This is a genomic window from Xanthomonas sp. AC360 (genome assembly GCF_979258225.1).
Genome location: NZ_OZ409846.1, coordinates 1,929,118 through 1,946,222 on the forward strand (window position 1 = coordinate 1,929,118; position 17,105 = coordinate 1,946,222).

General features: G+C 64.5%; 16 protein-coding genes and 2 other RNA genes. 3 read left to right on the forward strand and 15 right to left on the reverse strand.

Going from position 1 to position 17,105, the window contains the following annotated elements; genetic code table 11:
• Positions 1-333: 333 nt before the first annotated feature.
• The 6 genes from ACZZ0O_RS08225 to ACZZ0O_RS08250 are packed head-to-tail and all read right to left on the reverse strand — an operon-like array spanning position 334 to position 6,280.
• Entirely contained in the window at positions 334-756 is a 423-nt protein-coding gene (locus ACZZ0O_RS08225; protein ID WP_463590499.1) for a Na+/H+ antiporter subunit G, read from the reverse strand.
• A complete protein-coding gene (locus ACZZ0O_RS08230; RefSeq protein WP_055853273.1) occupies positions 753-1,037 on the reverse strand; it encodes a K+/H+ antiporter subunit F in 285 nt (94 codons plus the stop codon). Before ACZZ0O_RS08230 ends, ACZZ0O_RS08225 begins: the two co-directional genes overlap by 4 nt.
• Positions 1,034-1,540 (reverse strand): Na+/H+ antiporter subunit E, encoded by a 507-nt coding sequence (locus ACZZ0O_RS08235; RefSeq protein ID WP_115512758.1) that lies wholly within the window; start codon positions 1,538-1,540, stop codon positions 1,034-1,036. Before ACZZ0O_RS08235 ends, ACZZ0O_RS08230 begins: the two co-directional genes overlap by 4 nt.
• Positions 1,537-3,081: a monovalent cation/H+ antiporter subunit D gene (locus tag ACZZ0O_RS08240; RefSeq protein ID WP_463590500.1), complete on the reverse strand. Its 1,545-nt coding sequence runs from the start codon at positions 3,079-3,081 to the stop codon at positions 1,537-1,539. The genes ACZZ0O_RS08235 and ACZZ0O_RS08240 overlap by 4 nt, the downstream gene beginning before the upstream one ends.
• Complete coding sequence (locus ACZZ0O_RS08245) at positions 3,078-3,452, reverse strand: Na+/H+ antiporter subunit C (protein WP_055853268.1); 375 nt, start codon at positions 3,450-3,452, stop codon at positions 3,078-3,080. The genes ACZZ0O_RS08240 and ACZZ0O_RS08245 overlap by 4 nt, the downstream gene beginning before the upstream one ends.
• Positions 3,452-6,280, reverse strand: a complete 2,829-nt coding sequence (locus tag ACZZ0O_RS08250) for a monovalent cation/H+ antiporter subunit A (RefSeq protein ID WP_463590501.1) — start codon at positions 6,278-6,280, stop codon at positions 3,452-3,454. Before ACZZ0O_RS08250 ends, ACZZ0O_RS08245 begins: the two co-directional genes overlap by 1 nt.
• Before the next feature lie 167 nt (positions 6,281-6,447).
• On the opposite strand from ACZZ0O_RS08250, the gene ACZZ0O_RS08255 reads away from it, so the two are divergent.
• Positions 6,448-7,350 (forward strand): NAD-dependent epimerase/dehydratase family protein, encoded by a 903-nt coding sequence (locus ACZZ0O_RS08255; protein WP_463590502.1) that lies wholly within the window; start codon positions 6,448-6,450, stop codon positions 7,348-7,350.
• Positions 7,351-7,438: 88 nt separating this feature from the next.
• On the opposite strand, the gene ACZZ0O_RS08260 is transcribed toward ACZZ0O_RS08255, so the two are convergent.
• The 6 genes from ACZZ0O_RS08260 to ACZZ0O_RS08285 all read right to left on the reverse strand — a co-directional run bounded on the left by ACZZ0O_RS08260 (position 7,439) and on the right by ACZZ0O_RS08285 (position 13,336).
• Positions 7,439-7,514: non-coding RNA, sX9 sRNA (locus tag ACZZ0O_RS08260), on the reverse strand.
• Between the two features lie 112 nt (positions 7,515-7,626).
• Positions 7,627-8,112, reverse strand: a complete 486-nt coding sequence (locus ACZZ0O_RS08265) for an Mpo1 family 2-hydroxy fatty acid dioxygenase (protein ID WP_115512754.1) — start codon at positions 8,110-8,112, stop codon at positions 7,627-7,629.
• 110 nt (positions 8,113-8,222) lie between these two features.
• A complete protein-coding gene (locus ACZZ0O_RS08270; RefSeq protein ID WP_115558803.1) occupies positions 8,223-9,818 on the reverse strand; it encodes a M4 family metallopeptidase in 1,596 nt (531 codons plus the stop codon).
• Positions 9,819-10,267: 449 nt separating this feature from the next.
• Positions 10,268-12,004: a peptidoglycan-binding protein gene (locus ACZZ0O_RS08275; RefSeq protein WP_463590503.1), complete on the reverse strand. Its 1,737-nt coding sequence runs from the start codon at positions 12,002-12,004 to the stop codon at positions 10,268-10,270.
• Positions 12,005-12,130: 126 nt separating this feature from the next.
• A complete protein-coding gene (locus ACZZ0O_RS08280; protein WP_463590504.1) occupies positions 12,131-12,526 on the reverse strand; it encodes a hypothetical protein in 396 nt (131 codons plus the stop codon).
• Positions 12,527-12,841: 315 nt separating this feature from the next.
• Positions 12,842-13,336, reverse strand: coding sequence for a hypothetical protein (locus ACZZ0O_RS08285; protein WP_463590505.1), 495 nt, complete (start codon positions 13,334-13,336; stop codon positions 12,842-12,844).
• A gap of 331 nt (positions 13,337-13,667) precedes the next feature.
• On the opposite strand from ACZZ0O_RS08285, the gene ACZZ0O_RS08290 reads away from it, so the two are divergent.
• A non-coding RNA gene (locus tag ACZZ0O_RS08290) (sX9 sRNA) lies at positions 13,668-13,744 on the forward strand.
• Between the two features lie 3 nt (positions 13,745-13,747).
• Here the strand turns inward: ACZZ0O_RS08290 and ACZZ0O_RS08295 are convergent.
• Complete coding sequence (locus ACZZ0O_RS08295) at positions 13,748-14,482, reverse strand: hypothetical protein (RefSeq protein ID WP_463590506.1); 735 nt, start codon at positions 14,480-14,482, stop codon at positions 13,748-13,750.
• Between the two features lie 112 nt (positions 14,483-14,594).
• Positions 14,595-15,521, reverse strand: a complete 927-nt coding sequence (locus tag ACZZ0O_RS08300) for a phosphoribosylaminoimidazolesuccinocarboxamide synthase (protein ID WP_055853256.1) — start codon at positions 15,519-15,521, stop codon at positions 14,595-14,597.
• Between the two features lie 207 nt (positions 15,522-15,728).
• Here ACZZ0O_RS08300 and ACZZ0O_RS08305 point away from each other — a divergent pair, with 207 nt between their 5' ends.
• A complete protein-coding gene (locus ACZZ0O_RS08305) occupies positions 15,729-16,058 on the forward strand; it encodes a J domain-containing protein (RefSeq protein ID WP_055853254.1) in 330 nt (109 codons plus the stop codon).
• A gap of 119 nt (positions 16,059-16,177) precedes the next feature.
• On the opposite strand, the gene ACZZ0O_RS08310 is transcribed toward ACZZ0O_RS08305, so the two are convergent.
• Positions 16,178-17,017 carry an outer membrane protein gene (locus tag ACZZ0O_RS08310; protein WP_323514485.1) on the reverse strand — a complete coding sequence of 280 codons (840 nt, stop codon included), beginning with the start codon at positions 17,015-17,017 and terminating at the stop codon, positions 16,178-16,180.
• Positions 17,018-17,105 lie beyond the last annotated feature (88 nt).

Here is a 17,105-nt window from a genome sequence, read left to right on the forward strand (position 1 = left end):
CGCTGCATACGCAGCAGCGCGAGGTGGATGGATCACGCTGGCGCTGCCGGCGTCAGCGTCGCTGTAGCGATACGGCGAATGGACCAGCCGTGCTTTGCTGACTCAGCCGCCGACGGGCATGGCGGATGCACGATGCAACGGACAGTGATCGAGGTCTACCGGAGTGCTAGCAACACAGACGTCGGCTTACGGTTTTCTGCAATCCGCACAGACGCCGCATCGCGACCCCTGAAGTCACGTGGCATCCGTCGCGCCCGCAGCAGCGTCACTGTGGCAATGCGCGGCGTGTAACCAAGCCACGTCGCGCACCCGCGTTACCGGTGCCGGGCGAGATCAGCGCTCCGACGCTGGCCGCTCATGCTGCTTGGCGGTCTCTGCGTTCTCGCCGACATCGCCTTCGGTGGCCGGCGTTGGCAGGCCTTCTTTTTCCAGGTCGCCGTGATTGGGTACTTCCGGGCGGTCTTCCATCATCAACGACAACGCGGCCTTGGCCATCATGTGCGCGCTGATCGGCGCGGTGATGAACAAAAACACGGTGATCAGCAGCTCGCGCGGTTGCGGGTCCACGCCCAGGAACAGGTGATAGCCCACCGAGCCAAGCAGCACGCAGCCCACGCCCAGCGTGCTGGCCTTGGTCGGGGCATGCAGTCGCTTGAAGAAGTCCGACAGTTTGACCAGCCCGAATGCGCCGATCAGGATGAAGAAGGTGCCGACCAGCAGCAGCGCGCTCAGCAGATACTCGGTGAGTGCGATCATTCGACGATATCCCGGCGCAGCACGTACTTGCTCAGCACCACGGTGCTGCCGAAGCCCAGCATCGCAATCACCAGCGCCGCTTCGAAATAGATCGGCGAATCCAGATACATGCCCAGCAGCATCAGTTCGGCGATGGCGGTGATGGATAGCGTGTCCAGCGCCAGAATGCGGTCGGGCACCGTCGGCCCACGTAGCAGCCGCCATAGCGCCATCAGGATGGCCAGGCCCACCGTGTGCATGCAGATGACGATGGTCGATTCGATGAACATGTGACCGGTCATGGAAAGATCTCCATCAGAGGCTTTTCGTAGCGGGTCTTGATCTCGGCGATCAACGCGTCCGGGTCGTCCAGATGCAGCACGTGCACCAGCAGATATTTGCGGTCGTCCGACAACGCCGCCGACACCGTGCCCGGCGTGAGCGTGATCATGCTGGTCAACGCGGCAATGCCATGGATATTGGCGATATCCAGCGGCACCCAGATAAACCCGGGATGGATGCGCGATTCCGGGCCCAGCACCTGGATGGCCACCTTGATGTTGGAACGCACGATGTCGGCGGCCACCACCAGCAACATGCGCGGTACCGAGCGCAACGAGCCGATGCGGGCGAATTCGCGGTCCAGCCTTGCGGCGAAGATCGGCACCACCACGCCCAGCAGCGCGCCCAGCACCCACTGCTGCGGCCCGAAGCTGTCGCTGAGCAGCAGCCAGAACACGAAGACCGTCACGCTCAATGGCGCCGATGGAAAGACGCGGTGTCGCCACGAGACGCGCGCGTTCATGGCTGCCTCCGTTGCGGCGTGGTGGCGCGCACCTGATCCACATAGGCGCCGGGGTCGTGCAGCTGCGCGGCGGCGGCATCGGTGTAGCGCATCAGCGGCGCGGCACCGACCGTCATCGCCACCAGCCCGGTCAGCAGCAAGACCGTGGCGGCGGTCTCCACCGGCCGCATGCGGCCGCGGCGCTGCGGTTGCAGCGCGGGCGTGTCTTCCACTGCTTCCGGCACGCGCCAGAACAGCCGCACGCCAGCCCGGGTCAAACCGATCACCACCAGCAGGCTGCTGCCGAGAACCGCGCCCCAGACCGGCCCGACCAGGCCTTCGGGCACATGCTGCAACAAGGCGGCCTTGGCGAGAAATCCGGACAACGGCGGCAGGCCGGCCACCGCAATCGCGGCGATCAGGAACATCGTGCCGGGAATCGCCCGCCCCGGCAGCGGCGCCACCACTTCCTTGCGGTCGCTGGCAGTGCCGCGGCGGCGGCGGATCAGGTCCGACACCATGAACAAGGCCGCGGCCACAAAGCTGCTGTGCGGCAGGTAATACAGGCCCGCGCCCAGTGCGCCGGCATCGTCGAGCGAGAAGGCGATGAACAAGGTCGCTGCCGAAAACACCACCAGATACGACACCATTACCCGCAGTCGCGATGCAGCCATCACCCCGAAGGCGGCCATCAGCAGCGTGGCAATGCCCAGCCACAGCAGCGCATGCCGGCCAAAGCCATGCAGCGCGCCGGCACCGGCGCCGAACCACAGCGACGACACGCGCAGCGTTGCGTACAGCCCGACCTTGGTCATGATTGCGAACAACGCGGCTACCGCGGCCGGCGCGCGCGAGTAGGTTTCCGGCAGCCACAGGTACAGCGGCAACAAGGCGGCCTTGCTGCAGAACACCAGCAGCAACAATCCCAGTGCGGCCTTGGCCAGCGGCACATCCTGCGCCGGCAGGTCGGCAATGCGCTGCGCCAGTTCGGCCATGTTGAGCGTGCCGAACACGCCAAACACCAAGCCCAGCGCAATCAGAAACAGCGTCGACGCACACACGTTGAACACCACGTAGTGCAGACCGACACGCATCTGCAGGCCGCGCCCACCACTGAGCAGCAGCCCATAGGACGCGATCAGCATCACTTCGAAGAACACGAACAGATTGAAGATGTCGCCGGTCAAAAACGCGCCGTTCAAGCCCATCAGCTGGAACTGGAACAAGGCATGGAAGTGCGGCGCGCGCCGGTCCCAGCCGGCGCAGGCATGCAGCAGGCAGGCCGAGGCCAGGATCAATGTCGTCAACAGCATCCAGGCAGACAGCCGGTCGCCCATCAGCACGATGCCGAGCCGCGCCGGCCAGTCGCCGAGCAGATAGACCAGCACGCCGCCATCGGCGGCACGTGCAAACAACGCGATCACCGCAGCCGCCAGCAAAACCATGCTCACCCATGCCACGCTGCGCTGCACCCGCGGCCCATAGCGGCGGTGCTCGACGAACAGCGATGCGGATGCACCCAGCATCGGAATCAGGATCGGCAGGATCAGCAGATGATTCATCGCCGCGCCTGCCGCGTGTCCATGCCGGTGGCGGCATCTTCATGCGCATCCACATGGTCGCTGCCGTTATCGCTGCGGCTACGGATCGCCAGCACCAGGCTCACCGCCGTCATCGCAAACGCGATCACGATCGCGGTCAGCACCAACGCTTGCGGCAACGGGTCGGTGTAGTGCTGCAGGTCCACCGGCACGCCGTCGCGCAAGACCGGCGGCTGGCCGCTGCGCAGCCGCCCACCGGCGAAGATCAGCAGATTGGTCGCATACGACAGGAAGGTCATCCCCAGGATCACATCGAAGCTGCGCGCGCGCAGCAGCAGATAGATCGCCAATGCGGTGAGGACGCCGATCGCGCTTGCCATTGCCAATTCCATCAATGCTGCTCCGCGGTGCGTGTCGAACGTTGCGTGGGGTCGATCTCGCCGCGCTGCGAACTGCGCGTACGCGACGGTTTGATCGTGCCCATCATCGACAGCATCAACATCGCCGCACCGAACACCACCAGATACACACCGATATCGAAGCCCAGCGCGCTGGCAAGTTCCAGCTCGCCCAACAGCGGCAGGGGGATGTTGACGTGCCCGCTGCTCAAGAACGGCAAGCCGAAGAGCAGCGAACCGGTACCGCTTAGCAATGCGCACAACAAGCCGATGCCGATCAGCCGGATGTAGTCGAAGCCGAAGCGCGACTCCACCGATGCGGCGCCCTGGATCACGTACTGCATCAGCAACGGCACCGCCAGCACCAACCCGGCGATAAAGCCGCCGCCGGGTGCGTTGTGCCCGCGCAGGAACAGGAACAGCGACACCGTCAAGGTCAGCGGGAACATGATCTGCGCCAGATCCGCCGGCACCGGCAAGCGGATCGCCGGCCCCGGCATGTTGCGTTCCGGTGCCATGCGCGAGCGTCGCAACAGCGCATGCACCACCAACCCGGCAATCGCGAACACGGTGATCTCACCAAAGGTGTCGAAACCGCGGAAATCCACCAGGATCACGTTGACTACGTTGCGGCCATACGCCTCGGGGAGTGCGCGTTGCAGCAGTTCGCCGGCAACCGTGTGGCTGGATTGCGTCATCAAGGTGTACGACAACGCGGCCAGACCGGCGCCGCCCACGATCGCGATGCAGACATCGCGAATCTTGCGCAGCCGCGCGCGCTCGGGCAGCGAGCGTTCGGGCAGGTAGTTCATCGCCAGCAGCATCAGCACCAGCGTCACCATCTCCACCAGCAACTGCGTCAGTGCCAGATCCGGCGCGGACAGGAAGACGAAAGTCAGGCTGACCGCCAGCCCGGTCCCGCCCAGCACCAGCACCGCCAGCAGGCGCTGCTTGTACAGGAACAGGCTGCCCAGCGCACAGGCGATCAACAGCAGCCACACCGTCCACCCCAGCAACGGCATCGGCGTGGGCGCCGGCCATGCCGGCAGTGTGCCGCCCTGCAGGAACGGCACCAGCGCCACCACTACCGCGCTCAGTACCAGCAACATCAGCATGCGCTGCAGATTGCCGTTGGTGACCGCATCGGTCATGCGGGCGGTGGCGGCAAACAGCGCACGCAGGTTCCAGTGGAACACCGCCTTGCCTGGCGAGCGGTTCTGCACCGCATACAGATCCAGCATGCGGCGGATCGCCATGTACAGCAGCGTGCCGCCGATCATGCCAGCGATGCTCATGGCCAGCGGCCAGTTGAAGCCATGCCACAGCGCCAGGCTGTAATCGGGCAATCGGTCGCCAAGAATCGCGCTGGCACCGGCGCGCAGCACCGGCGCCACCGTCCACGCCGGCACGATGCCGACCGCCAGGCAGATGAGCACCAGCACTTCCACCGGGATCTTCATCCAGCGCGGCGGCTCGTGCGGCGTGGTCTCCAGCGCGCGTGGGCCGTCGCCGAAGAACGTGTCGTGCACGAACCGCAGGCTGTAGGCCACGCCGAGCAGGCCGGCCAGCAACGCCGCGATACTCGCCAGTATGCGCATCAGCTGCGGCGCTTGCGTGTCCAGTGCCACCGCAAAGAACATTTCCTTGGACAGGAAGCCGTTGAGCAGCGGAATGCCGGCCATCGCCAGCGATGCGATGATCGCCAACGCACTGGTGAAGGGCATCAAGCGGCGCAGATTGCCCAACCTGCGCATGTCGCGCGTACCGGTTTCATGGTCGATGATGCCCGCGGCCATGAACAACGACGCCTTGAACACGGCGTGGTTGAGGATGTGGAACACGCCCGCCACCACCGCCATCGGTGTCGACAGGCCGAACAGCATCGTGATCAGACCAAGATGCGAGATGGTGGAGTACGCCAGCACGCCTTTGAGGTCGTGCTGGAAAATCGCATACCACGCACCCAGCAAGAGCGTGATCGCGCCGATGCTGGTGACGGTGTAAAAAAACAGATCGGTGCCGGCCAGCGCAGGATGCAGGCGCGCCAGCAAAAACACACCGGCCTTCACCATCGTGGCCGAATGCAGATACGCCGACACCGGGGTGGGCGCGGCCATCGCATGCGGCAACCAGAAGTGGAACGGAAACTGCGCGCTCTTGGTAAAGATGCCCAGCAGTACCAATCCCAATGCATACGGATACAGTGGGCTGGCGCGGATCACGTCGCCTGCGGCCAGCACCGCATCGAGCTGAAAACTGCCGACGATGCGGCCGAGCATCAGCACACCGCCCAGCAGTGCGAGCCCACCGCCGGCGGTCAGCACGAATGCCATGCGCGCGCCGTCGCGCGCATCCTTGCGGTGCGACCAGAACCCGATCAGCAGGAACGAACTGATGCTGGTGAGTTCCCAGAACACCATCAGCAGCAGCAGATTGCCCGACAGCACCATGCCGAGCATCGCGCCCATGAACAGCAACAGATAGGCGAAGAAACGCGACGCGCTATCGCGTGCGCTCAGGTAGTAGTGCGCATACATCACCACCAGCGCGCCGATGCCCAGCACCAGCAGCGCGAACATCCAGGCCAGCCCATCGAGCCGCAGCGAGAACATCAACCCGATCTGCGGCAACCACGCATGCTCGCTACGGATCACCTCGCCGCGCAGCACTGCCGGGGTCAAGCTGGCAAGCACCAGCAGGCCGGCCAACGGCGCGGCCGCGGCTAACCACGCAGTGAGCGAACGTGGCGCGCGCGCGAACAGCGCAGCGGCGGCGGCCATCACAAAGGGCAGCGCCAGCAGAATTTCCAACGGAAAAGGCATGCAGGGAACACAAGATTCGCGAGCAGGCCAGAGAGTTTAACAAAACGTTGACTGACGCCCGTGTCAACGCCGGTGCCTTGCATGCGAAGGTTTCCCCGCCAAACGGCAGGCGCATCGGCGTGAGGGACTCGGTATGCTGCTGTCATTCATCACCGCGTAGTTTTCCTGTGACCGCTGCCCATCCCGCTCCGTCCACCGCTGTGTCTCCGCCGCGCGCCCTGGTGTTCGGCGGCAGCGGGCAGATTGGCGAGCGCCTGTTGACCCGGCTGTTGAGCCGCGGCTGGCAGGTAACGGCATGGTCGCGGCAGCCGCGCGCGGCGCGCTCCGGGTTGATCTGGCGGCAAGGCGATCTGGCCGTGCCGGCCGCCGCGGGCGAGGCGTTCGAGGTGATCTTCAGCTGCGGACCGCTGGACCACTTCGCCCGCTGGTATGCCGAAAACCCGGTCGCCGCGCCGCGCATCGTGGCGTTCGGTTCGACCAGCGTGGAGGTCAAGGAGCATTCGATCGATGCGGCCGAGCGCGACGTGGCGCAACGGCTGGCGCATGCCGAACAGGCGCTGTTTTCTGCGGCCATGGCGCGCGGCGCCACCGCCACCGTACTGCGCCCGACCCTGGTCTACGGTGCCGGACGCGACAAGACGCTCACCCAGATTGCCGGCCTGGCGCAGCGCACCGGCGCCTTCGTGCTGCCCGCCAATGCCACCGGTTTGCGTCAGCCAGTGCATGTGGACGATCTGGCAAGCGCGGCGCTGGCGGTGATCGGACAAGCGGCGACCCAGCAACGCAGCTACGCGGTGGGCGGCGGCGAAGTGCTGGCCTACACGCAGATGGTGGAACGGGTGCTGGAGGCGCTGCCACGGCCGGCGCGGCTCTATCAGGTGCCACCAAGCCTGTTCGGGTTGGCGCTGACTGCAGCGCAACGCCTGGGCCGCCTGCGTGGCATGAACGCGGCGGCGCTGCAACGCATGCGCGACGATCTGGTGTTCGACCTGGAGCCGGCACGTCGCGATTTCGGCTATGCCCCGCGCGCGTTCCGCCCGCTGCCGGAAGAACTCGGTATTGGCGAGTAAGCGATTGCGCGCGTCCGGTCGCGGTGTTGAGCAGCGCATCGCGGGTTCGACGCGCCGACAGCCGCAGTGCTCACGCGCGACTAAAAGCGGCTAATAAACGTAGCGAACAGTCGTCAGGTGGGTGCGGACGGCGCACTCAGAACCGGAAGGTGCGCGTGGCACATGCTGCATCGAGCACCGGCCGCGGCCGCCTGGCGATGAGCCCAGTCGTTTTATTAGCCGCTTTAAACGGGATGACAGCTGCGTGGCCTTGCATCTATCGGGCCTGCGCCGGACTCAGTAGCGCCAACCCAACTGCCGATACACCTTGGCCAGCACCCAGATCGGCCCGATCAGCAGATAGGTCAGATCGGTCAAAAAGCTCGGCTTGCGGCCTTCGATCTTGTGGCCGACAAATTGCGCAATCCACGCCAGCACGAACACCGATAGCGCGGTGGCGAACAATCCAGTCAGCCCGATCCGGCCTTCGATCAACCGGCACAGGCAGCCGAAGAAAAAGAAGATGCCCAGCATGCCCAGCCCGAGCGGGCGCGACAGCCGGTTGTAGTACGACCACGCTGCAAACATCGACAACGCCGCCCACACGCCGCTGCTGAACCAGGTGCCGCCCACCGGAATGCACCACAGCAGCCCCACCACCGACCACAGGATTGCCGGCACGGCCACCACATGGATCAGTTGATTGGTGTCGTTGCGGTGATCATCGGAATAGCTGGCGAAATAGCGTTCGATCGGTCGCGCGGTCGCGGTGCGTTCGGTCATGTTCCCTCCCAGGAATGACTCCAAGCATACGCGTGCGAACGGCCGCAGTGGCGCTCTGCCGGCAACCGGGCCCCACCACGCCCCAATGGCGTGGGGAGGCCCGGCCAGCATCAGTTGACCGACACCGCACTCCAGGCGGCTGCAACCGCGCGGTACTGCGTGGAGGTGCCGCCATACAGATCGGTGGCCGCGCTCAACGTCGCCCGACGGGCTGCCGCGTAATTGGTGGAGGACGTCATGTAGACGGTGAGTGCGCGATACCAGATACGGCTGGCCGCGGCCCGGCCGATCGCCGTCAATGCGGTATTGCCGTTGCAGACCAGCCCGGCCGGGGTCACGTTGTAGCTGGTGCCCGCACCGAAACCACTCGGCACTACCGCCCCTTCGGCCAACAAGTAGTAGAAGTGGTTGGCCACACCGGAGCTGTAATGCACGTTGAGCGAGCCGATGCCGCTGCGGTAGCAGTCCGGCGAATCGCCATCCAGGCTCGGCTTGAACATGTAGCGCAACGCCAGCGTCCCGCTGCTGTTGCCGGGGATGATTTTTTCGCCGATCAGGTAATTCCCCGGCTCGGCCGGATTGTTGGCGTAGTACTCCACCATGCTGCCCATGATGTCGGAGGTGGCCTCGTTCAATCCGCCCGATTCGCCGGAATACACCAGCCGTGCCGAGCGGCTGGTCACGCCGTGTGTCATCTCGTGGCCTGCCACATCCACCGACACCAGCGGCGTCAGGCTGCTGCCGTCGCCATCGCCGAAAGTCATGCAGAAGCAGTCGTCCGACCAGAATGCATTGTTGTAGCGGCTTCCATAATGCACGCGGCTGCGCGCGCCTTTGCCGTCGTTGGCGATCCCGGTGCGTGCGTGGGTGTTCTTGAAGTAATCCCAGGTCAGCGCCACGCCGAAGTGCGCGTCGGCAGCCACCGTCACTGCATCGCTGGTGGCGCCGTTGCCCCAGGTGTTGTCGGCATCGGTGATCAAGGTGCCGTTGCCGGAGGTGGCATTGCGCAGGTTGTAAGTGGCGCCGCCACCGCGGCTCAGATCGGTCAGCTCATATCCGCTGCTGCATCGCGTGGTCGACAGCGCCACGCTGCCCGCATACAGCGAGCGCCCGGTGCCGGCCGCGCTGGTGCCGCCTGCGCATGCGGTATGCACCGTGTCCCAGGATTCGAGGATGCGTTGATCGGCCGCATCGACGATGTAATGCATTTCGGTCGGCGTCTGATCGGGTTTGATACCGCTATAGATCACCTCATACACCAAACGCGGTGCGCCTTGGCGCGCGTACAGCGCAAGGCTGGCGCGTGGCGCGGCAGCCTGCGGCACATCGAACTGCGCGCCAGCGACGCGCAATGCGGTGGCTGTATCGATGCCCGGCAGCAGGCTGGGACGTAGGTTGGTGTCCATGGTTTGACTCAACTGCCGCATCACCCCGCGCCGCGAATGCACCACCACATCGCCGCCGATGACCGGCAAGCCCTGATAGGTACGATCGAAGCGCACATGCTCGGTGCCATCGGCATCGACGATGCTGTCGCGTGCGATAAAGGTATCGGCCGGCGCACGATTGGCCAGCGCTGCGGCGTTGTTCCCCAGCAGCGACTGCGCACGCGATACCGCCGCAGTGGTGGATAAATCAGCAGCCGTAGCGACAGCAGAAAACGATAGCGCGCAGCAGATTGCCGCGCCCAGTACATGGAATTGCATGACGACTCTCTCCAGAAAACGTGCAATGCAAAGACCGGCGGCACCCCCCGACAGCCGGTCGCCGATGGCACCTCGGGTGCCGGCAGCTACGCTTGCACAGTCCCGAACTGGACAGTAGTAAAAATTACGGATGTATCGCGTTCTGTGCGCCCGGCCACTTTGCGCTGCGGACCGCATCGCAGAGATGTGCCTGTCCCATTGCGCGCAGAGCTCCCACAGCCTTGCGTCCGCGCAATCTCTCTATCGTACTCAGCAGATTGCGTGGATTGATGCGCCGACATGCGGGTCGTGCGGCAGACGATCACGGTGAATGACGCGGCTGCATGAAGTCAGCAGTCAAAGGCGTGCGATCTCACTTCTACCCGAGTGCATAAACCGCTGTGCAGGGAAAAGGCAGATACAAAAAAGCCGGCCATACAGGCCGGCCGGCTTTTCTGTGCGCTGCGAACTCAGCGGCCGCCGATGGCGACCTTTTGCTGCTCTTCATGCGCCTGTTGCTGCTGCGACTGGTCAGCCAGCAACTGTGCGCTGGTCTGCTCCAACGGCGGGGCAGGCTGGTTCAGATCCACCGCCGCACGGAAGCCAGGCGTGGTCCCCATCACGAACGCCTTGCCGTCCTGCACCGTCACGCTTTGCAGTTTGTCTGCGCTGTCGATGCCGTTCTGCTTGGCCTGCAAGGTGATGTTGGCCGCGGTCTCGTTGGAGATCATGCTTGGCAGCTTGGTGCGAATCGCGTTGTGCAACGCATGGTCCGGATGCGATGCATCGTTGAGCGACGGACCCTTCGGCGCCGCAACCGTGGCGTCGGCCGCTTTGGCCGCAATCTGCGCCGCAGGCGCCGACAACGCCGTCCGCGTATCGCGACCGACGACACCGTCCTGCTGCAGCCCATGCTGCTTCTGGAACGCCATCACCGCCTCGCGCGTGTTTTCGCCAAAGCGCCCATCCTCGGCAAGCCGATTGCCCTGCGCATCGCGTACACCGAGGCGGTTGAGGTCCTGCTGTAGCTTGCCGACATCGCCGCTCTGCTCGCCGTGACGCAGCGTGCCATTGCCGGCCGGTGTGGCTGGCTGGGATTGGCGAGCGCCGGACTCCTGCTGATGGCCCTGATTCCAGAACGTCTCAGGACTGGTCAGCTTGCCGTTGGCATCGCGCAGTTGGTAATGCACATGCTGCGCGTACTGGCTCTTACCGTCAGGGCCGCGTCCACCCATCGTGCCGATGGCATCGCCCGCGGACAGCGTCTGACCTTCTTTTACCTTGAGTGCGTCCAGGTGCAGGATCTCGTGCGAGTTACCCTGTGCATCGCGAATCTTGACGGTGCCGTAGTTGCCGCCTGCGAAGGTGACGGTCCCGGAGATCGGCGCATGCACGGTCGGATGCTGCAAATTGCGGCCTGTTTGGCCACCCTGGTAGTTGAAGTCGGTCCCGCCGTGCGGCCCGTGGCTACCGCGGTGCTCTCCATAATGACCAGTGATATGCGGATCGGTACGGCCTTGACCAGGCAGCATGCGTTCCATCGTTTGCTGAAAATTGCTGCGAGCGCCATGGCTGGGTTCGGCCTGGTGCATCGCTGGTGCCGGTGCCGGCCGGTCCACGGTATTGCCCTGCGTCTGGGCAAGACGCTGTTCGACAAACTGGGTGTAGTTGTCCAAATGAGGGGCAATCTCGCGCCGCGACAGCGCAAGGCCACCATAATCCTTGCTAGGGCCATCGTGGTGATATTTGTAGATGTAATCCTCACCCTGGCCGCGGCTGCGCGCAAGGTCGCGGTTATCGACAAAATGTTGCACCAACGCCTGCGACTGCGTTTGCACGTCGAAGCGGTTGGACGCGTTGACCCCGTAATGCGCGCCAGTGCGGTCAATGAACTGACCCAGGCCCGAGGCAGACGTCGTGCCCGCAGCGGCATCGGGATTGAAGCCTGATTCAACGCGGGCGATGGCAAGAACGTAAGCGGTCTCGCGCGCGGAAAGCCCGGCATCCCGCGAGGAATCGATCAGGCTGTCGATCACTCTGGATTGGGTCTGTGGACTGGCATCGCCCCAGCGCCGGGACTCGCCGTGCAGCCGGCCATCGGTGCTGTCGATGGGCTCGCGATAATGGCTCCAGGCTTTGATTCTGTCGCTGCTGTATCCAGCGCCGCGGGGCTGGACCATGTCGGTGTAGATCGTATCGTCGGTCATGATGTGCGTTCCTTTCTATGAGACAGATTCTTCCGTGTCGGGGGTGTTGCTCCATGTACTGCGTACTGCGTACTTCATTCGCCATGCACCAAATCCGTGACGGTGCATGCGCATCTCTTGTTCCAGTCAAGACTGGAACGGCAATAGCTCGGGGTGCTTCAACCCCAGCTGTTCAAGCATGTGTTCGTAGTCGTCGTTGTTCGGGCTCTGCTGGCCGTCCTGCTCGAGAAGCGGCGGGGTCGCGTGATTGAGCAGTTTCCCTGTGGCGTCGTAGAGGAAGAACCACTCGCAGAATTCGCAACCATAGGGCAGCTCGCCATACTGGACGACAGCATAGGCGATCCCCTTGCCATCTTCCGCACAGCCAATCCCGACGGGCGTGTACTCCGCCATCTCGGCAGGTGCCGGCAAGGTCTGGCGTTGGCCCTCGCGCTCCATGTCCACCCGCGTCTTGGTGGAAGTTGCGTCTTGTGAAGGCAGTGCGGTCAATTGCAGACGCATGCCGCGGCATTCCTTGATCATGTCGTTTTGTCCTGGTCGGACCGCTTCCGCTGAAACAGCAGGTTGGGGAGTGGGCGCCGCCGCCGCCGGCGCGCTTGGGGCACTCGTTGCGGACATCGGTTTGTCGCCGCAGGCGGACAAGCACAGCGTCGCAGCGAGCACAGGTAACAGAAACATGTCACGTCGCATTGGTTGGCCTCCTTGGAGGTCTCATCAAAGTATCTCGCCCCTGTGCCCAATCCATCGGAACGCCTGCCGGCGGCTTACGTAGCGTCGAAAGCTGCATCAACGCGTCCGTCTGTAACGTCCGCCGCGTGGGCTCTACCGGCTGCCGAGTTACAGCGACTGGTCGTCCACCTTGACCAACGTCCAGCACGGACGCTGAGCGAAATGGTAGACCTGCTGGTCGCCGGTGTTCCGTGTGCGGACCAGTACCTGGCGACCGCCAGCGTCCTCGGAGACGGCGACTTCGCGGCCGCCGTTGCGGACAGCGTCCAGGTTGGGGATGACCGGCCACTCGACCTTTGCGAGTGGGACCTCGCGCGTCACCGGTGCCGGCTCGGGCTGCGCCTCCGGGTCTAGCTGGACCATGGTGAGTGGATCGGCGGTAGCCTTCTCCTGCACAGAGATCTCTGCACTGAAGCGCTTCAAGAACGCGGAGAAGTCGGTATCCGGGCAACTCGCTGCCGGTGCCGGCGCGGTGGCTGCGACGGTGGTCGCGGGCGTGGCGGCTGTCGGCGAGCCTGAGGCTGCCGGTGGCGCCTGTGCGGAGCAGGCCGCAAGCGCCAAGCTCAATACCAGGGCGGTCAGGGTAGTACGGTAACTAGCCAATGGGATCCTCCTGATCGTGTCGGGGCAGCATGCGCGCGACGGGAGTCTATCGGCGGCCCGGTTGTAGTGTGTGAAGATCCTGCAGTCGGAGCGTCGGCGCTAGTGAAGAGGCTGCGCGGCCGCGCGCGCAGCCGTGGTTTCGAGGGATGCGGCCGTTCCGATACGGCACGCTGGCTCCGCTGATCGAACCAATGCGTCATCGGGACCATCTGTCGGCGCACATGCGCATTGCACTCCTCCCAGCATCCCGGATATGCCGAACGTAACTTAGAGCGGCTGACAAAACTCCTGTGCTTGTCGCCAGGCGAGCGTGGCCGGTGCTCAGTGCAGCGTGTACCACGCGTACATTCCGGTTTTGAGCGCGGCGTCCACACCCGCCTGACGACTAGTCGCTAAGTTTTATAAACCGCCCTAAATCCCGTTCGAAAAAACGTCCAGCGCATCTGCATTGACCCAGCCCTGTGCACAGTCGCCGACATAGCGGCCCTGCGCAGCGGGCCGACAGGCCGCGCCGCCCGTTGGCTTCAAACGTTTGATCGGCCTGTCGCCATACGTTTCACACAGCGTCGCGTTCTTGCACGCAGCGACACTGCTCGCCGGGATTACGATCACGTAGTAATAGCGCGGATTCTGCCCGGTGCGGGCGATGCCTTGCACGCAGACGAGTTGACTTTGTGCCAGGCGAGCAGTGGTGGTTGCAGTGCTGCCCGTGGCTGGCACGGTATCAAGTATGTCTGCGCCCGTTGCACGCGCGACGCCTGCGAAGAATCCTGTGTCACCGCACTCCGGTAGCAGCTCCACATCGTAAAAATCGCCTGCATCGATATTGCCTGCCGTGCAGCCTGTGCCGGAGAGTGGATTGGCACACGTCACGCCACTGGCCTTGATCACCGCTGCGAATGGCTGACCGACAGCAGTAACCGCTGCAGGTGCTGCAGGAAAGGCGCGTGCTGCGGCCTGCGTAGCAATCGGCTCGCCAGCGCTGCATGCCATCGCTGCGAACAACAGCGCAGGCAGCATGACTCGAGATAATGGCGTGAGGCGATTAGTTGAAGAGCGCGACATCGTCAAAACCTGGCTGCTGGGTGTGAAAACTGCTGAAACAGTTCGCTGGGAGAAGTCTCGCACATCATCAAATGCGCGCATTGCCCTGTTTCATGCGCGCATTATCGATCGATGCGTTACCGGCATCTCCAGTGCCGACAGCGATGACCGGCGACCGCAAAAACTAAAGCCCCGCACTCGGGGCTTCAACTCATCAATCAACCGAAATATTGGCCAGCCGCTGCAGCGCTTCGGCGTATTTGGCGCGTGTGCGGTCGATGACGTCGGCCGGCAGGCTTGGGCCCGGTGCGGTCTTGCCCCAGTCCAGCGTCTCCAGATAATCGCGCACAAACTGCTTGTCGTAGCTTGGCGGGCTGGTGCCCACTTCGTACTGATCGGCCGGCCAGTAGCGCGACGAATCCGGGGTCAGCATCTCGTCCATGATGTACAGGCGGCCATCGGCGTCGGTGCCGAATTCGAACTTGGTGTCGGCCAGCAAAATGCCGCGTTCGGCGGCAAAATCCGCGGCGAAGCGGTAGATGCGCAAGGTGGCATCGCGCACGCGTTCGGCCAGTTCGGCGCCGACGGTCTTGACCATCGCATCGAAGTCGATGTTTTCGTCATGGTCGCCCACGGCGGCCTTGGTCGACGGGGTAAAGATCGGTTCGGGCAGTTTCTCGGCCTGGCGCAGGCCGTCGGGCAATTCGATGCCGCTGACCTTGCCGGTGCGCTGATAATCCTTCCAGCCGCTACCGATCAGATAGCCGCGGGCGATCGCTTCCACCGGCACCGGCTTGAGCTTGCGCGTGACCACCGCACGTTTGGCGTACAGCGCCGGGTCCACGCCCTCGGGCAGCACCTGCTCCACCGCGATGTTGACCAGGTGGTTGGGCATCAGGTGTTCGGTCTTGTGGAACCAAAAATTGGAGACCTGGCACAGCATCTCGCCCTTGCCGGGAATCGGGTCCGGCAACACCACATCGAACGCGGACAGGCGGTCGGTGGCCACCATCAACAGATAGTCGCCGGGCGGCGCGTTGGCGGGCAGGCGGTCGCGGGGAATATCGAAGACATCGCGGACCTTGCCACGATGACGCAACGGCAGGCCGGGCAGATCGGATTGCAACAGCGTGGTCGACACAGGCACTCCTAAGGACGTCGCTATGACGCTGTCCCCGGGACCCGGCGGGCCCGCGGGTGGGCAGCGGGCCGCGTAGTGTACGGCGCTTCGGCGCGCCCCGCTGGATTTATTGGCGGCTGCCGTGCACCGGTTGTGGACGGCCCGTCAGCCAGGCCAGGCGGGCGTTCGGGTAAGATCGCCAGCCCGCCTTGCCACCCCCGATTGCTCATGTCTTGGTACGGAAAATTGCTCGGCGCATTGGCCGGCGCCTTGCTGTTCCGCGGCGCGCCATTCGTGGGGCTGATGATCGGCCTGGCCATCGGGCACGCGGTGGATGCCGGCTGGTTCAAGCGGCGCGCGGAAAACCCGTACGAAGCCCTGGGACTGGAGCCGGACGCGACCACGGCCGAGATCGATCTGGCTTATCGCCGGCTGATGTCGCGCTATCACCCGGACAAGGTGATCAACGCAGAGCCGGAGGCGCGCCGCCAGGCAGAGAAAAAAGCCAGTCAGATCAACGCCGCGTACGACCGGATCCAGCGGCTGCGCAAGCGCTGAGTGGCAGAGGTGAACGCATTGCGCGTTCAACAGGTCGTAGCAAGCAGGGCCGCTGCCCATCCCAAACAGAAACAGCGCCACCCAGGCCGAGCCCAGGTGGCGCTGCCGTCAGCCCTGTATCAGAAGCGATACGTCGCCGTCAGCCGCACTGCATTGGTCGAAAAGTCGGTGTCGGTGCGACGCAGGTCGGTACCGGCCGGATTGACCCGCAGGAACGGGTTGGTGGCAGGCGCGGTGCCTGGACCGACGCGCACGCGGGTGTCTTCGTCCTGCAGGCGGGTGAACAGATATTCCACACCCACCGAGACATGGTCGCTCAAACGACGCTGCAGGCCCACGCCAGCCTGGTAGCCATCGGCGCTGTCGCCGCCGCTGCCGGTGAAGCTGTTGGCGGTGTTGCTGCTGGCAAAGCTGTGGTCGAACTCGCCGCGCGCCACGCCGGCGGTGAAATACGCCAGGTAATCGCCCTGCGCGCCGAATGCATAGCCGATCCGGCCGCGCAGCGCGGCGGTGCGGTTGAGCTGGCGGGTGAAGGTGTACAGCGCAGGCGTGGTGCTGAAGGCGCTGACGCTGTCGCGGATGTCGTTGCGGGTGTATTCGGCCACCACGCCATAGACCCAGTTGCCGGCCTGCCAGTCGTAGCCCAGCCGCGCACCGTATTCGGCGCCGCCCTTGTCCTTGCTGCAGCCGCTGGCCGGCGTGCGCCCGGCCGCCGCGCCGCCGCAGAAGCCCGGCGAGAACGCATCGGCGCCGGTGGCGGTGCTGACCTGGTCGCCGTCGCGGCCATCCAGGTTGGTATCGAAGCCGAAACGGCCGCCGGACACGCCGGCAGGATCGGCACCGCCCACATTGGCGCCAATGGAGAAGCCGGACCAGTCGGCCGGGCCGGTTTGCGCCCAGGCGGACGGAGCGAGGGCCAGCAACACGATGGCGGCGGAGGCGAGCGGGGTGGTTTTCATGGAGTCTCCTCAAATCGGGCGCATTGCGCCGGTCAAGTGCATACGCAGCTGGGCCCGCCACGGATGCACGCCTTTCCTCGTTGGGCAG

Excerpts from the sequence above, each read along its gene's own strand:
- ACZZ0O_RS08245 (WP_055853268.1), bottom strand. The coding sequence starts at position 3,452 with ATGGAATTGGCAATGGCAAGCGCGATCGGCGTCCTCACCGCATTGGCG.
- ACZZ0O_RS08240 (WP_463590500.1), bottom strand. The coding sequence starts at position 3,081 with ATGAATCATCTGCTGATCCTGCCGATCCTGATTCCGATGCTGGGTGCA.
- ACZZ0O_RS08310 (WP_323514485.1), bottom strand. The coding sequence starts at position 17,017 with ATGAAAACCACCCCGCTCGCCTCCGCCGCCATCGTGTTGCTGGCCCTC.
- ACZZ0O_RS08235 (WP_115512758.1), bottom strand. The coding sequence starts at position 1,540 with ATGAACGCGCGCGTCTCGTGGCGACACCGCGTCTTTCCATCGGCGCCA.
- ACZZ0O_RS08265 (WP_115512754.1), bottom strand. The coding sequence starts at position 8,112 with ATGACCGAACGCACCGCGACCGCGCGACCGATCGAACGCTATTTCGCC.
- ACZZ0O_RS08280 (WP_463590504.1), bottom strand. The coding sequence starts at position 12,526 with ATGATCAAGGAATGCCGCGGCATGCGTCTGCAATTGACCGCACTGCCT.
- ACZZ0O_RS08225 (WP_463590499.1), bottom strand. The coding sequence starts at position 756 with ATGATCGCACTCACCGAGTATCTGCTGAGCGCGCTGCTGCTGGTCGGC.
- ACZZ0O_RS08275 (WP_463590503.1), bottom strand. The coding sequence starts at position 12,004 with ATGACCGACGATACGATCTACACCGACATGGTCCAGCCCCGCGGCGCT.
- ACZZ0O_RS08295 (WP_463590506.1), bottom strand. The coding sequence starts at position 14,482 with ATGCGCGCATTTGATGATGTGCGAGACTTCTCCCAGCGAACTGTTTCA.
- ACZZ0O_RS08270 (WP_115558803.1), bottom strand. The coding sequence starts at position 9,818 with ATGCAATTCCATGTACTGGGCGCGGCAATCTGCTGCGCGCTATCGTTT.
- ACZZ0O_RS08250 (WP_463590501.1), bottom strand. The coding sequence starts at position 6,280 with ATGCCTTTTCCGTTGGAAATTCTGCTGGCGCTGCCCTTTGTGATGGCC.
- ACZZ0O_RS08305 (WP_055853254.1), top strand. The coding sequence starts at position 15,729 with ATGTCTTGGTACGGAAAATTGCTCGGCGCATTGGCCGGCGCCTTGCTG.
- ACZZ0O_RS08230 (WP_055853273.1), bottom strand. The coding sequence starts at position 1,037 with ATGACCGGTCACATGTTCATCGAATCGACCATCGTCATCTGCATGCAC.